Here is a 13,254-nt window from a genome sequence, read left to right on the forward strand (position 1 = left end):
CCGACAGTTGCTGCCCGCGCAGAGGCCCGATAGCGATAGGACAACGAAAGGACAGCCCATGAAAACTGTATCCGAAAGCGCCTGCTTTGGCGGCACCCAAGGGGTCTATACCCACAGATCGAAGGCTTGCGCCTGCGACATGACATTCGGCCTGTTTCTGCCCCAGGAGGCGCGCGACGGGCCCGTACCGCTGTTGTGGTATCTGTCGGGGCTCACATGCACCCATGAAAACGCGATGACCAAGGCGGGCGCGCAGGTCTGGGCGGCCGAGCAAGGGATCGCTCTCGTTTTTCCCGACACCTCCCCCCGGGGCGAGGGTGTGGCCGATGACGAAGGCTATGATCTGGGCCAGGGCGCGGGCTTTTATGTGAACGCCACCCAAGACCCTTGGGCCGCGCATTATCAGATGTGGGATTACGTAACGGATGAACTGCCCGCTCTGCTTGGCGAAACCTTCGCCCTTGATATGGACCGTCAGGCCATCACCGGACACTCGATGGGCGGTCATGGTGCACTGACGATGGCCATGTCCTTACCGGGGCGTTTCCGGTCAGTGTCCGCCTTTTCGCCCATCACCAACCCGACGGCCAGTGACTGGGGGCGCAAGCAACTTTCTGAGTATTTGGGGAACAACGAAGAGCTGTGGTCGCCCCACGACGCCACCTTGCTGATGCGCGCAAACGGGTTTGACGGCCCGATGCTGGTCGACACCGGGACGCAGGACCAGTTTCTTGACCTGCTCAAGCCCGAAGCACTGGCCGAAGCCACCGCCGCCCGTCGTCAGCAAATGACCTTTCGGATGCAACCGGGCTACGATCACAGCTATTTCTTTGTCTCTTCTTTCATGGAGGATCATGTGAATTTCCATGCCGAGGCTTTGTGGGCATGACCACGCTTTACATCGACGCCGATGCCTGCCCCGTCAAAGCCGAGGCAGAGCGCGTCGCCACCCGGCACAGGATCGCCATGAAAGTTGTCAGCAATGGTGGGCTGCGCCCGTCCCGGAACCCTTTGGTCGAACACATCATCGTGGCCGAAGGCCCCGACGTGGCTGATATGTGGATCGCGGACCGCGCAGGTGCGGGGGATGTGGTGATCACCGGCGACATCCCATTGGCAGCCAAATGCGTCGAAGCCGGCGCGCGCGTGCTCAAACACAACGGCGAGGCGCTGACGTCCGCCAACATCGGCAACGTGCTCGCCACCCGCGATTTGATGAGTGATCTGCGCGCCGCCGACCCCTTTCGTCAAGGCGGCGGCAAAGGGTTTACCAAAGCCGACAGATCGCGTTTTCTGGACGCGTTGGAGCGGGAACTCAGGGCAGCCACGAAATGACGATCAAAGCAGTCGTATTTGACATCGGCAACGTGCTGATCGAGTGGAACCCCGAGCGGTTTTACGACCGCGTCATCGGCGAAGACCGCCGCCGCGCCATGTTTGCTGCCGTCGATCTGCACGCGATGAATGACAAAGTCGACCTGGGGCACCACTTTACCGACACAATCTATGCCACGGCTGAACAATACCCGGACTGGCGCGCCGAAATACGGATGTGGCACGACCGATGGATCGAAATAGCGGCCCCCATGATTGATCATTCGGTTCGGCTGATGGCTGCGTTGCAGGCCAAGGGCATCCCCGTCTTTTCGCTGACCAATTTTGGTATTCAAAGCTATGACCATGCGGCCACGCACTATCCGTTTTTGCGCCAGTTCGATCGTAATTTCATCTCGGGGCATATGCAGGTGATCAAGCCGGATCCGACGATTTATGAGATGCTTGAGGCAACAAGCGGTCTGTCAGGGGATGCGCTGATCTTTGCGGATGATCGCGCAGACAACGTTGCCGCCGCCGACGCGCGGGGTTGGCACACACATCTGTTTGAGGGCCCGCAGGGCTGGGCCGACCGGCTGGTCTCCGAAGGGCTGCTGTCGCAAGCCGAAGCCGCATGACAATCCCCTTCATCTCCTTCGATGAGGGCGACGCGCTGCTGGACTGGATCGGCCTGACCGATACCTTAGCCACCGGTCACGATCTGCCCCGGGCCGAGATTGGCGATACGTTCTTGTACCGCGATCCCGACACGTTGCTGAGCCGGGCAGCGTGGATCGACGGGCTGGGCATGGCTGTGAAATCCGCCACCATCTTTCCCGGCAACCCGGCCAAGGGCACGCCGATGGTCAATGGCGGTGTCGCGCTTTATTCGGATATCGACGGCACGCTTGAGGCGATCATCGACTTTCATCTGGTCACCAAATGGAAGACCGCCGGGGACAGCCTGCTTGCCGCGCGCCGCCTCGCACGCCCTGACAGCCACAACATTCTGATCGTCGGAGCCGGAACGGTGGGCCATGCGCTGCACAACGGCTATCGCACCCTCTTTCCTGACGCGACCTTCACGATCTGGAACCGGACTATAGCCAAGGCGCAAGCCATGGCCGATATCTGCCCGGATATGATCGTGGCGCAGGATCTGGCGCAGGCCGTGCAGGACGCGGACATAGTTACATCCGCCACAATGTCCACCGATCCGCTGATCAAGGGCGACTGGCTGCGCCCCGGCCAGCACATTGATCTGATCGGCGCATACCGCCCCGACATGCGCGAGGCGGATGATGCGGCCGTGCTGGCTTCCCGCATCTTTGTTGACAGTTATGAAACCACTCTCGACCATATAGGCGAGATCAAGATTCCATTGGAGGCAGGCACCATTTCCCGCGATCACGTTCAGGCGGACTATTATGATCTGGCCGCGTTCACCCGCGCGCCGGACGATATCACCTTGTTCAAGAACGGGGGCGGGGCACATCTGGACCTGATGACAAGCCGCTACATCCTTGATCGGTGGCGCGGGCAATGACGTGGTTTGTCGTCATCCTGCTTGGGCTGATCGCTGTCCCCGTCACGGTCGAACTGATGCGCAACGGCGTTGACGACAAGGTCCGCGCCGATGCCCCGGGCGATCTGGCGCTATTGTCCCAAGGCACCACACATTACGAATGGATGGGGCCCGAACGCGGCCCTGTCGCCGTGTGCATTCACGGTCTGACCACCCCGTCCTTCGTGTGGCGGGGTATGGCGCGCGGGCTGGCACTCATGGGATTTCGGGTGCTGGTCTATGACCTTTACGGGCGCGGATATTCAGACCGGGTGCGTGGCGCACAGGATGCGGATTTCTTTCTGCGCCAATTGCTGGACTTGCTGCGATATGAACAGGTTGGCGATGATCTGACGGTGTTCGGCTATTCCATGGGGGGCGCGATTGCGACGCATTTTACCGCCAAACACCCCGAACTGGTCAAACAACTGGTGCTGATCGCGCCCGCAGGCATGGTCGAACTGGGTGGGGGCAAGTTGGCGCTGGCCCGCGATCTGCCCATCATCGGCGACTGGCTGTTCTTGCTGATCTATCCGTTTGAGGTACGCCGTGGGATTGCACGGGACAGCACGCTGCCCACATCTGTTGAGGGCGTTTATGACATGCAACAGCGGGAAACCGGGCGGCGCGGCTATTTTCCGGCGGTGCTGGCCAGCTTGCGTGGTCTTTTGCGCGGCACGACCCAAGACCAGCACGCTGCCATCGCGCAGGCCGGGGTGGCCGTGCTGGCGATCTGGGGGGCCGAGGATGATGTTATCCCACTGTCGTGCAACGACACGCTGGCCGAGTGGAACCCGAACGCCCAACAGGTCGTAGCCGAAGGGGCAGGGCATGCGTTGATACACACCCACACCGAACAGGTGCTTGAGGCGTTGCGCACCTCTCGGGGTTAGCGGCTAGGCCGGGTTCGGCGTGCCCAAGGGACGTTCGCGAATAGGGAGATGCACAATGGCACTGAACGCCCCGATGGCGACGCCGATCCACCAGACCTGTTCGTAGGACCCGAACGCGTCATACATGCGGCCCCCCAGCCACACCCCCAGGAACGATCCCAATTGGTGGCTGAAAAACACGATCCCATAAAGCGTGCCCATGTACCGCAACCCGTAAATATGGGCCACAAGCCCGCTGGTCAGTGGAACGGTCGCCAACCAAAGCGACCCCATTGCGATGGAAAAGACGATCACCGTCATCGGCGTCATCGGGTAGATGATGAACAAGGCGGCAACGATGGTGCGGGCGGTATAGATCCCCGCCAGCAGGTACTTTTTGGAATACCGTTTGCCCGCCCATCCGGCAGCCAGAGTGCCCCCGATATTGGCCAGGCCGATCAGTGAAATCGACACCGCCCCCAGGGCGGACGTGCTTGTGACCCCGATAGTGTGCAGCATGCTCCCGGCCAGGATTGGGCCGCATACCTCGGTTACGAAGGCTGGGAAATGGGCGGTGATAAAGGCCAGCTGATAGCCGCAGGAAAAGAACCCCAGAAAGATAAGCGCATAAGTCGGGTCCTTGAACGCCTTGATCAGGATTTGCCCCATACTGTCTTCCAGATCGGTCCTGGATGCAGTGATTGGCGCGCGCATCAGCGGCAGCGTCGCAAGCATCGCCAAAATCACGCCGGCAAATACCAGAAACACGTTTTGCCAACTCATCATCCCAAGCAGCCATTCGGCCACGGGCGCACCAAAGACCTGCCCCGCAGACCCGGCCGCCGTGGCGATGGCAAGGCTCATGGATCTGTTGTCATCGCTTGAGGCACGCCCGACCACAGCCAGAATTACCCCGAACCCAGTGCCTGCGATCCCGAACCCGACCAGCCACGCATAGGCCTGATGCTCCGCCGGGGTGGTGGAGTAGGCCGACAGGACCATACCAGCGGCATAGATCAGCCCGCCCATAACGATCGCCTTGCGATCCCCGATCTTTTCGGCAATGGCCCCAAAAATTGGCTGCCCGATCCCCCATGCAAGGTTCTGGATCGCAATCGCCAGTGAAAATTCGGACCGCAGCCAGCCAAATTCATCCGCAATCGGAATCTGGAACATCCCGAACGAGGCCCGCACCGCAAAGCTGACCATGATGATAAAGCAGCCCACCAGAAGAACGGGCGTGAACAGGGGCATACGGGCTTGCATAAGGCATCTCCGGCGGGGGTAGACCGACACTAGTCATCACGGAATCGCCCCGTCAAATCAGGAATTTTTGGGCTCGCATCACAATCCCTGAACCGCGCGATCTTTTCACATCGGCATTGGCGCGGTAGGCATGACGCGATGACAGATTTACTGACCGAGTATCAATCGCTTGTGGCCGCAGGCACCTTGCAGCGCGATGATGCGCAAGAGGCCGTCTTGCCCGAATTTGAACGCATCCGGGCGGCTTTGGCCGAACCGGTCAAGCGGGGTTTGTTTCGCAAGGCCCCCGAGCCGCCCAAGGGGCTGTACCTGTGGGGCGGGGTTGGGCGCGGCAAGTCGATGCTGATGGATTTCTTTGTCGACCGGGTCGAGGCCCCCGCCCGCCGCGTTCATTTTCACGCCTTCATGCAGGAAATCCACGCAGCGATGCACGCGGCGCGCAAACGCGGGGTGGATGATGCGATTGCCCCGGTCGCCGCAGACGTTGCCGCATCCGTGCGCCTACTCGCCTTTGACGAAATGCAGATCAACGACATTACCGACGCGATGATCGTGGGGCGTCTGTTTGAGGCGCTGTTCGAGGCTGGTGTCGTCGTCGTCACCACGTCAAACCGCATTCCCGATGATCTTTATAAGGACGGGTTAAACCGCCAGCTTTTCGTGCCGTTCATCGAATTACTCAAGGACAAGATGGTGGTGTGGGAACTCGCCTCGCCCACCGATTACCGGCAGGATCGCCTCACTGGCAGTACCACCTATTTTACCCCACTTGGCGCGCAGGCACGCGGCGAAATGGACGCCATTTGGGCCGCCTTTTCCGGGGGGCAGACCGGATCGCTTGAATTGAAGGTGACGGGCCGCACCGTTACCATTCCGCAGTTTCGCAACGGTGTAGGCCGGGCCAGCTTTTTCGATCTGTGCGCGCAGCCCCTTGGTCCAGCTGATTATCTGATGATTGCAGATGCGTGCAACGTGCTTATGATCGACGACATCCCGTGCCTGTCGCGCAGCAATTTCAACGAGGCCAAGCGTTTCGTCACCCTGATCGACGCGCTTTACGAGGCGCGCGTGCGTCTGATCTGCTCAGCGGCGGACAAGCCCGAATTGCTGTATCTTGAGGGCGAAGGCACCTTTGAATTTGAGCGCACCGCATCGCGGTTGCGCGAAATGCAAAGCGACGCCTGGGCCGCCTAGTTCTGCGCCTTGTTCACCAAAGCCGCCAGCAACCTGTTCGTGTCCATCCGGCCCGATGACATTTGCAACTTGCGGGGGGGCACGAATTCTCCACGGGCGGCGGCTGTGTTCAGCAACGCGTCGATATAGGCGTTGGATTGCCCTTCGGTCAGAGCCTGCACGAGCAGCGTATGGAACCGATCCCCCGGCCCTGCGGTATACCCGAATCCTGCCAGTACATTTGCCGTCAGCGCCCGTAGATCGCTGTGATTGGCGTCCGTATCTGTCAATCGGATGGGTTGGCGCAACTGTCGGCTGACCGCCTGAGAGGCCGAGGGGGCCTCAAGCGCCAAAAGCGAGGCGTCGGCGCGCGTGACCTCCGAAGTCGTTCCGCTCAGTGGTTGTTGGGGGGCTTCGGCGCTGGCTTGATCCATCTCGGGATCGATGCCGGGTTGCATCACGATCAACCCGATTGTGACCAGCAAAAACACCGCCGCAATCGACAACATTTTGATGTTGGACAGGGATGGATCGTCCCGCGACAACGCGCTCTGCCACAGCGCGCTTATCCTGCTGATCAGCCTGTCCATACCGCTTCCCCCAAAGCTGACTGTCGTGACAATGCGTCGTTTGCAGCCTTATACCCACAAAATATAGCCAGACATGCCGTGACTGGTCAATATAATGTGGGTATGTCAAGGGGTTTGAGGACCCGATGCCCGCGGCTTAGCCGTTTTCGCGCAATACCGCGCCCGCCAGATACAGCGACCCGCAGATCAAGACCCGCGCATTGGGGTTGCCCGTCACGATGTCCGTCAATGCGGTGTGCACATCCGCCGCCACGGAGGCTTCAAACCCCACATCATCCGCTGCCTTGGCCGTGTCCGCCGCTGTCAGCGTGTTTGCCTCACCCGGAATGGACACCGCCACAAGCCTCTGAGCGACCTTGACCAGCGGTGCCATATATCCGCGCGCATCCTTGGTGTTGAGCATGCCGCAGATCAGAAATGTGGACCGTTCAGGCAAGGCGCGCAGCACCGCCGCCAAGGCTGCTCCGGCGGCGGGGTTATGTCCGCCGTCCAACCACAGTTCAGCCCCGGTTTGCGCCGCCGTCTCGGCAAGCGGACCCGTGCGCAATCGTTGCATCCGCGCAGGCCAGGTGGCGCGGGTCAGCGCCGCCTCGCAGGCATCCGCGTCGCACCCAAGGTGGCGCAACGCCGCCAGTGCCATACCTGCGTTTTGAATTTGATGATCCCCGGGCAGAATGGGGCGCGGCAGGTCCAGCAGGCCAGCCTCATCCTGATAGACCATACCATCCCGTTCGGGGTTGGCGTGCCAGTGCTGCCCATAGGCCAGAACCGGCGCACCCAACCGGGCGGCGCGCGCTTCGATCACGTCCATGCCCGCGTCATCCTGCGGGCCGACGATGCAAGGCACGCCGCGCTTGATGATCCCCGCCTTTTCACCCGCAATCGCCGCCAAGGTGTCCCCCAGAAAGGCCTCGTGATCCATCGACACAGGGGTGATGATCGTCAATGCCGGGGTGTCGATCACATTGGTCGCATCCAGCCGCCCGCCAAGCCCGACCTCAAGCAGGGTGAAATCCGCAGGCATGCGTGCAAAGGCAAGGATGGCGGCACAGGTCGTGATTTCGAAATAGGTGATGTCTTTGCCACCATTGGCCGCATAACACTCATCCAGCAAAGCCGTCAGCGCCGGTTCGGAAATCAGCTCTCCGGCCAGCCGGATCCGTTCGTGGAACCGGGCAAGGTGGGGCGAGGTATAGGCGTGCACGCGGTGCCCGGCAGCCTCAAGCCCGGCGCGGATCATGGCTTGGGTCGATCCTTTGCCATTGGTCCCCGCAATGTGGATCACCGGGGGCAGATCGTTTTGCGGATTGCCCAAGGCCTCAAGCAGCCGCCACATCCGGTCCAGTGTGAGGTCGATGATCTTGGGGTGCAGCGCCATCATGCGCGCAAGGATGGCGTCAGAGGTGGGCGTCGTCATTCGGAGGTGGCAGCGCCATCTTCGGCGGCGGCTTCGGGGGCAGGCAGATCGCCTTTGACGGCAGGCGGCAGGCCCATCAGCATCCGTGTGATCGTGATCAACTCATCGCGCATTTCGGTGCGCGACGTCACCCGGTCCAGCATCCCGTGGTCCAGCAGATATTCAGCGCGCTGGAACCCTTCGGGCAGTTTTTCGCGGATTGTCTGTTCAATGACGCGGGGCCCGGCAAAGCAGATCAGCGCATTGGGTTCGGCGATATGTACATCGCCCAGCATCGCGTAGGACGCTGTTACACCACCCGTGGTCGGATGGGTGAGGACGACAATATAGGGCAGCCCCGCCTCTTTGAGCATTTGCACCGCCACGGTTGTGCGCGGCATTTGCATCAGGCTCAGGATGCCTTCTTGCATCCGTGCCCCACCCGCAGCCGAGAACAGGATCAGCGGGCGGTGCAATTTCACAGCCTCCTCGGCAGCGGCGATGATCGCATTGCCGACATACATCCCCATGGACCCGGCCATGAAGTTGAAGTCCTGCGCGGCAGCCACGATGGGCGTGCGCCCGATCTCGCCGGTGGCGACCAGCATCGCCTCTTCCTCGCCGGTGCCTTTTTGGGCGGCGCGCATCCGGTCGGGATATTTCTTTTGATCCCGGAAATGGAGGGGGTCGGCCGTGGGTACGGGCACCGCCACCTGATTGAACACTCCACCGTCGAACAACGCGGTAAACCGATCACGCGGGGTGATCCCCATGTGATGGTTGCAATTTGTGCAGACGTTCAGGTTGTCGCTGAGTTCGCGGTGAAACAGCATCGTGCCGCATTCATCGCATTTGGTCCACAGATTGTCCGGCGTTTCGCGGCGCGAAAAGATCGAATTGATCCGAGGCCGGACGTAATTGGTGATCCAGTTCATGGGCACTTCCTGCTGCGATGTCTTGCGTCCAGATAATCCTGACGCGTCCGAAATGCAATCAAGCGCGAATGGCAAGCCGCGCTGTAAGCCAACTGACCAGCATGAATGCAAAGTCCACAGGCAGCCACGCGGCCATCTGCGCCTCGTCTCCGATGCCAAAGGGCAGCACATACAGAGCAAGGCCCGACATCTCGTCCGGGGTGGCCGTCAGCACCATCGCCGAGACGTTGTTGGCGAAGTGAACAGCCATCGCAGGCCCAAGGGTGCCCGACCGCGCCGTGAGGTCCGCCATCAGAATGCCGAACATCGTCGCCCACAGCGCAATCACCCACGCATTGCTGCCCGCACTGGCCGGCATGTAGTGCCCGATTCCGAACAGGGCCGCCGGTGCCAGCATCCAGATCAGCGGAGAGCGAAAGCGCGCTGCCAGTTGTTGCTGAATGTAGCCGCGAAAGAAAATCTCTTCGGCGCTGGTCTGGATCAACACGGCCAGCAGCGCGATGGGCAGCAGTGCAAACCACCGCCCGAAGCCCATGTTGCGGCTCAGGGGTTCGTTGAAATCGTAAGGGGGCAGCATCCAAAGTGCTGCCGTCAGCAGGATCATCGCAAACAACACGACCGTGAACTGCCGCCCGGCAAGGCCGGGTGCACCGATCAGAGATACGGGCCTGCGTTTGTGCACCATGATCACGACCAGTGCGGCGGTCACCGACAACAGCCCCAGCTGGAACAGGATGATCAACATCCCCTCCGCCGTCTGTCCGGTTTGTCCATCAGCCATGATGGCGCGCACTGTTTCGGGCTCCATCAGCCCAAACAGCGTGCCAAACACCAGCTGGCTGAGTGCGAGGAAAATACCCGCCGCCAGTATGATCCCGAGGATCAGCCGCCAGATCTGGGGGCTACGCGTCGCGGGCTCGATAAACCGCGCGTGCGGGCGATAATCAAAGGACAGCACCTTCATTCGTCAATCGGCGGGGCAGGTGGCCCTTCGTCTTGCGGGATGGACACGTTGGCCTGGCGCAACAGGTCCGCAGCCCCGGTAAGGTGGCTTGCAACCGTCTGCAACAGGACTTTCAGAACGGCTGTGTCATTGTCGAGGACCGCACGAAATTCAGCGGCCCCGATGCGCAGGAATTTGACGTGGCTGGAGGCGGTCAGGTGCAACTGGCGCGGTTCATCCAGAATAATCGCCAGATCCCCGATCAGGCGTCCCGGTTCCACGGTCGTGACAATCCGGTCCTTGCCGTCCAGCGCATCGTAGCTCAGCACTGCCGTGCCCGACACACACAGATAGGCCGCATCCGCCTTTTCATTCATCGAAAAGATGCGCTGCCCCGGTTCGGCCTCGTACCATTGCGCCGCAAACGCGAGCAACCGCTGGTTCCGGCTGTCCACGCCCTGAAATAGCTCGGTGCGGGCAATGACACGCAATTTGCGGTTCAGGTCATCACCTTCGTCCTGATCGTCATGGTCCTGCACACCATCGATGCGCCCATCCTTGATCTCGACAAAAAGGTCATAGGCATCCGGGTTCTCAAACTTTTCTTCCAGAAAGATCAACGTGGCCTCGGGCAACAGTTTGCGCAATTCCCCACGGGTCTTGCGCCGCTCGTTTGCGTCATGGCTGGCCAGCGCCCGGTCAAGGACCAACACGTCGGGGCGCTTAATCCCCGCGCGTGAAAACGCAGCCCGTTCGTGGAAGATCGTGGGCAGGTTGGTGCCGCCAAGCCCGGTCCGAATGTCAAAAATCGTTTCCGCCACCAGCCTGCGCAGCCCCTTGTCGCTCAGCAGCTCGGCCACCAGATCCTCGATCAGTTCGCCCTTGGTGCCCGCCACCATCGATATCCGTCCATAAAGGGCGTTTTCCAACAAAGTCAGGCGGGGCAGATAGTTGTCGGGTTCGACCGGAGTGAAGAAATCGGTTGTCTGTTCACGCAAAGCCGCCCCGTTGGTTTTGCGGATTTCCACAATTTCCTTCTTGAAGCTCTCGGGGAATGCAGGGCCAATCTGTTCCGCAGTAAAGGCGAACGGCACTGTCAGCAGCAGCGCAAATTCCTCATCCGTCAGTGCAACATCGCCCTTGTCACGGCGGCGTTGTGAGATGTCGACAAGACGCTCGTACATCTCTTCGTCGATGTTGAGCGCGGTGAACAGCGGGTGGCTTGTCCCATCCATGCCAAAGGTCTGGTGCAATGTTTCAATAAGGGTTTGCGAAATCGCGATACCCTGTTCGGCCAATCCGTTGTCAAAGACCAGATTGATGAACACCGTGTTTGCGGCCAGCCCTTCCTGACTGATGTCGCGTGAGGGCGACGCGAACAACAGGTTACCCCCCAAAGGCACCGTCGGGTTAAATTCGTCTGGGTCAAACCGGTAAACGGCATCGATCACGCCCTTTTCACGCAGGCACTCTTCGACGGCGGGGCGCATTTCGACAATGGCTCTGGCAAGCTCGGGATGCCGCTCTGCGTCGATGCGGCTGTTGAGCATGCGGCGGAACATGAATTCGTCGATGCCCATCGCCTGCACAAGTTCAAACCACCATTTGCCGATCTCGTCTTCGGTCGTCAGACCGGCAAGGGCCGGGTCCACCCAATCCGCGTCAATCCGATCAAGGCTGTTGCCCGACCGGATCGCCTCGGCCGTAAAACGATCCCGTTTTCCGTTGTTCCAGGGCACCGTCTGGGGGCTGGTCATAAGCGGCATCAACAGATTGGTGCCGAGTGTGCCATCAAACAGATAAGGGCGCGAATGGGCGTATCCGATGCGCGCGGCAATCACTGCCTGATGCAGCTTTGACAGATCGTGACCCGCAATCGAAACCGTGCCCCGTGTCGGCAGCACCTCGCGTGTCAGCAACTCAGCCATGGCGGTGCGTTCGGTTTGGTTTTTGGCCTGAATGGCCACACGCGCGCCTTGCGGGATGGTCAGATCGATCTGTTCCAGCACCGGATTGCTGTCGGTGTTGCGCACCGTGACATCGTCCAGCACGATGTCGCCACGCAGATGTGGGATCTTGTCGGGTTCGCCTTCAAAAAGGCTTTCGTCGACCATGTCTCGCGGCGCAAAGCGTTCCGTCACGATTTCCCACCGCAGCGCCATATCCTGCGTCTGGTTGTAGTAGGTCAGCAGTTCTTTCCACGGGTTCGACAGATCTTTGTAAGCTGCCAAAGCAGCGACCAGCGCGCCCACGGTAATCTCGCCCTGAATGGCAAGATACCCCCCGACCGAATAGAAAAAGAAGGGCGTCAGTTGAGTGATGAAGTTGTTGAGAAACTTCATAAAAAACTTTTGCTGATAAATCTTGAAGCGCAACTCGAAGATATGGTTCAGCCGGTCGGTGAATTGGGCCAGTCGATACCGCAGCCCGCCATTGGTACGCAGGTCCGAAATCCCCGCCGCACTTTCACCGATTTCGGACGAAAAGGCGCGCACCTGCTTGATCCGGTCTTTGTTCAGCAGGTTGATGCGCCGTTGCAGGATCGGAATGATGTAGGCCTGAAGCGGGATCAGCGCGACCCCGGCCAGGCCAAACCACACCGATTGCAGAAACAGGAACACCACGATGATAAGCATCTGGCCCGCCTGAAACACGGGTTGGGCCACCATGTCCCCCATCAGCCCGCCCATCGGCTCGGCTTCGGAGGTGACCATGCTGACCAGCTCACCCTGACTGGTGGAGCGGAAATAGCTGCGCGGGAATCGCAGCATCCGGCTGATCAGCTGGAACCGGAAGCGGCGCAGCAGCCGTTCGGCGGTCACCCCCTTCATGGTGTTGAGCCGCATTTTGAGCAGCCCATGCACCAGCACAGCCCCCAGATATCCAAAACACAGCGCCAGCAGGAACTGGATCTGCGTCACCTCGACCCCCCACACATCAATGGTGTTGTCCGTCGCCCCGATCGCGTCATTGATCACCCGTTTGGGCAATTCCAGTGTCGCGTAGAGAAACGGAAACGTCACGATCGTCAGAGCCAGAAGCATCAACTGATCGCGTTTGGAGTGCTTCCAGATGAAAGCGAAAAGAGTGGAATCCATGCGTCGTCCCGATCGGTCGCCCGCTGGACAATAGGCTGATATAACAACCGCGCGCGTGCCGTAGCGGCAAATCTAGTGCCCGCCAACACCCATTACAACCGCA

12 protein-coding genes are annotated in these 13,254 nt (G+C 60.3%); 6 read left to right on the forward strand and 6 right to left on the reverse strand.

Features of this window, described 5'->3' with window-relative positions:
• The first annotated feature begins 58 nt into the window (after positions 1 to 58).
• Genes fghA through Q0859_RS01980 form a run of 5 tightly spaced genes read left to right on the forward strand, consistent with a single transcriptional unit; the run spans position 59 to position 3,771 of the window.
• On the forward strand, positions 59 to 889 hold the full coding sequence (gene fghA, locus Q0859_RS01960) for an S-formylglutathione hydrolase (protein ID WP_299147188.1): 831 nt from the start codon (positions 59 to 61) through the stop codon (positions 887 to 889).
• Positions 886 to 1,335, forward strand: coding sequence for a YaiI/YqxD family protein (locus Q0859_RS01965; protein WP_299147189.1), 450 nt, complete (start codon positions 886 to 888; stop codon positions 1,333 to 1,335). Before fghA ends, Q0859_RS01965 begins: the two co-directional genes overlap by 4 nt.
• The gene (locus Q0859_RS01970; RefSeq protein ID WP_299147190.1) at positions 1,332 to 1,952 is read left to right on the forward strand and encodes an HAD family phosphatase; all 621 of its coding nucleotides are present in this window, start codon (positions 1,332 to 1,334) and stop codon (positions 1,950 to 1,952) included. Before Q0859_RS01965 ends, Q0859_RS01970 begins: the two co-directional genes overlap by 4 nt.
• Positions 1,949 to 2,860 carry an ornithine cyclodeaminase gene (locus Q0859_RS01975; RefSeq protein WP_299147191.1) on the forward strand — a complete coding sequence of 304 codons (912 nt, stop codon included), beginning with the start codon at positions 1,949 to 1,951 and terminating at the stop codon, positions 2,858 to 2,860. The genes Q0859_RS01970 and Q0859_RS01975 overlap by 4 nt, the downstream gene beginning before the upstream one ends.
• Positions 2,857 to 3,771 (forward strand): alpha/beta hydrolase, encoded by a 915-nt coding sequence (locus Q0859_RS01980; protein ID WP_299147192.1) that lies wholly within the window; start codon positions 2,857 to 2,859, stop codon positions 3,769 to 3,771. The genes Q0859_RS01975 and Q0859_RS01980 overlap by 4 nt, the downstream gene beginning before the upstream one ends.
• Before the next feature lie 3 nt (positions 3,772 to 3,774).
• Here Q0859_RS01980 and Q0859_RS01985 read toward each other — a convergent pair whose 3' ends face one another.
• On the reverse strand, positions 3,775 to 5,016 hold the full coding sequence (locus tag Q0859_RS01985) for an MFS transporter (RefSeq protein WP_299147193.1): 1,242 nt from the start codon (positions 5,014 to 5,016) through the stop codon (positions 3,775 to 3,777).
• A gap of 138 nt (positions 5,017 to 5,154) precedes the next feature.
• Here Q0859_RS01985 and zapE point away from each other — a divergent pair, with 138 nt between their 5' ends.
• On the forward strand, positions 5,155 to 6,210 hold the full coding sequence (zapE, locus tag Q0859_RS01990; protein ID WP_299147194.1) for a cell division protein ZapE: 1,056 nt from the start codon (positions 5,155 to 5,157) through the stop codon (positions 6,208 to 6,210).
• On the opposite strand, the gene Q0859_RS01995 is transcribed toward zapE, so the two are convergent.
• The 5 genes from Q0859_RS01995 to Q0859_RS02015 form a co-directional block, all read right to left on the reverse strand.
• Positions 6,207 to 6,779, reverse strand: coding sequence for a hypothetical protein (locus tag Q0859_RS01995; protein ID WP_299147195.1), 573 nt, complete (start codon positions 6,777 to 6,779; stop codon positions 6,207 to 6,209). The two genes, zapE and Q0859_RS01995, sit on opposite strands and share 4 nt — an antisense overlap.
• A 136-nt stretch (positions 6,780 to 6,915) precedes the next feature.
• Complete coding sequence (locus Q0859_RS02000) at positions 6,916 to 8,196, reverse strand: folylpolyglutamate synthase/dihydrofolate synthase family protein (RefSeq protein ID WP_299147196.1); 1,281 nt, start codon at positions 8,194 to 8,196, stop codon at positions 6,916 to 6,918.
• The gene (gene accD, locus Q0859_RS02005; protein WP_299147197.1) at positions 8,193 to 9,110 is read right to left on the reverse strand and encodes an acetyl-CoA carboxylase, carboxyltransferase subunit beta; all 918 of its coding nucleotides are present in this window, start codon (positions 9,108 to 9,110) and stop codon (positions 8,193 to 8,195) included. Before accD ends, Q0859_RS02000 begins: the two co-directional genes overlap by 4 nt.
• Before the next feature lie 58 nt (positions 9,111 to 9,168).
• Positions 9,169 to 10,074: a CPBP family intramembrane glutamic endopeptidase gene (locus Q0859_RS02010; protein WP_299147198.1), complete on the reverse strand. Its 906-nt coding sequence runs from the start codon at positions 10,072 to 10,074 to the stop codon at positions 9,169 to 9,171.
• Entirely contained in the window at positions 10,071 to 13,151 is a 3,081-nt protein-coding gene (locus Q0859_RS02015; RefSeq protein ID WP_299147199.1) for an ABC transporter transmembrane domain-containing protein, read from the reverse strand. Before Q0859_RS02015 ends, Q0859_RS02010 begins: the two co-directional genes overlap by 4 nt.
• Positions 13,152 to 13,254 lie beyond the last annotated feature (103 nt).

This window comes from uncultured Tateyamaria sp. (assembly GCF_947497045.1).
Taxonomy (GTDB): Bacteria; Pseudomonadota; Alphaproteobacteria; order Rhodobacterales; family Rhodobacteraceae; genus Tateyamaria.

Excerpts from the sequence above, each read along its gene's own strand:
- Q0859_RS02015 (WP_299147199.1), bottom strand. The coding sequence starts at position 13,151 with ATGGATTCCACTCTTTTCGCTTTCATCTGGAAGCACTCCAAACGCGAT.
- Q0859_RS01975 (WP_299147191.1), top strand. The coding sequence starts at position 1,949 with ATGACAATCCCCTTCATCTCCTTCGATGAGGGCGACGCGCTGCTGGAC.
- Q0859_RS01970 (WP_299147190.1), top strand. The coding sequence starts at position 1,332 with ATGACGATCAAAGCAGTCGTATTTGACATCGGCAACGTGCTGATCGAG.
- Q0859_RS01995 (WP_299147195.1), bottom strand. The coding sequence starts at position 6,779 with ATGGACAGGCTGATCAGCAGGATAAGCGCGCTGTGGCAGAGCGCGTTG.
- Q0859_RS02000 (WP_299147196.1), bottom strand. The coding sequence starts at position 8,196 with ATGACGACGCCCACCTCTGACGCCATCCTTGCGCGCATGATGGCGCTG.
- fghA (WP_299147188.1), top strand. The coding sequence starts at position 59 with ATGAAAACTGTATCCGAAAGCGCCTGCTTTGGCGGCACCCAAGGGGTC.
- Q0859_RS01985 (WP_299147193.1), bottom strand. The coding sequence starts at position 5,016 with ATGCAAGCCCGTATGCCCCTGTTCACGCCCGTTCTTCTGGTGGGCTGC.
- Q0859_RS01980 (WP_299147192.1), top strand. The coding sequence starts at position 2,857 with ATGACGTGGTTTGTCGTCATCCTGCTTGGGCTGATCGCTGTCCCCGTC.
- zapE (WP_299147194.1), top strand. The coding sequence starts at position 5,155 with ATGACAGATTTACTGACCGAGTATCAATCGCTTGTGGCCGCAGGCACC.
- Q0859_RS02010 (WP_299147198.1), bottom strand. The coding sequence starts at position 10,074 with ATGAAGGTGCTGTCCTTTGATTATCGCCCGCACGCGCGGTTTATCGAG.
- accD (WP_299147197.1), bottom strand. The coding sequence starts at position 9,110 with ATGAACTGGATCACCAATTACGTCCGGCCTCGGATCAATTCGATCTTT.
- Q0859_RS01965 (WP_299147189.1), top strand. The coding sequence starts at position 886 with ATGACCACGCTTTACATCGACGCCGATGCCTGCCCCGTCAAAGCCGAG.